This window comes from Rhodococcus jostii NBRC 16295, assembly GCF_001894825.1.
GTDB lineage: Bacteria > Actinomycetota > Actinomycetes > Mycobacteriales > Mycobacteriaceae > Rhodococcus_F > Rhodococcus_F jostii.
This window is the reverse complement of sequence record NZ_BCWY01000120.1, coordinates 1-549: the sequence shown is the minus strand read 5'-3', so window position 1 is coordinate 549 and position 549 is coordinate 1. Positions and strand designations below refer to the sequence as shown.

The 549-nt window shown below is 67.2% G+C and carries 1 protein-coding gene; it reads right to left on the bottom strand.

The annotated features are described in order from the left end of the window. On the bottom strand, positions 1-549 hold a 549-nt coding region (locus RJ1_RS40300; protein ID WP_174695080.1), incomplete at both ends, for an MCE family protein.

Sequence of the window (549 nt, the reverse complement as noted above, 5' to 3'; positions counted from 1 at the left end):
TCCGTGGTCGACGGGCCCGGGTTGCGCGAGGGCACCTGGTACGAGCCGTCGTTGAACGATCCACCCGGATACTGCGGGAACTTTCCACCCGGTGCGGTGACGTTGTCGTAGCACGCCGGTCCGCGGTCGTCGAGCAGGCGCGGCTCGTCCTGATTGGGCAGGTAGCGACCCTTGGGGTTGATGAACTGACCCGAAGCTCGGCCGCCGGGGTACGGATCGTCCAGCGCGAGCAGTTCACGGGCGATGGGCGCGGCCTTCACGAAGTCCGCGAGTGTGCAGCCGAAGCTCGGCGAGTAGCGGCCGAGGAGCTGCAGCGCCTCTCGCGAATCGGCGGCGATCGTGACGATGTTGTGGGCGTTCGCCTGCAAGAGGTCCGCGGTGGACGCGCTCGTCCCGGTGAGCATCACCAGCAACTGCGAGACCTGACTCCGCTTCTCGACGACCGTGTTCCCGGGGGTGCGCAGGTTGTCGAGGGCGTTCACCAGGTCGGGCGCCGCCTCCGAGTACGTCTGCGAGAAGTCCGCGAGACCACGCAGATCCTCCTGAATT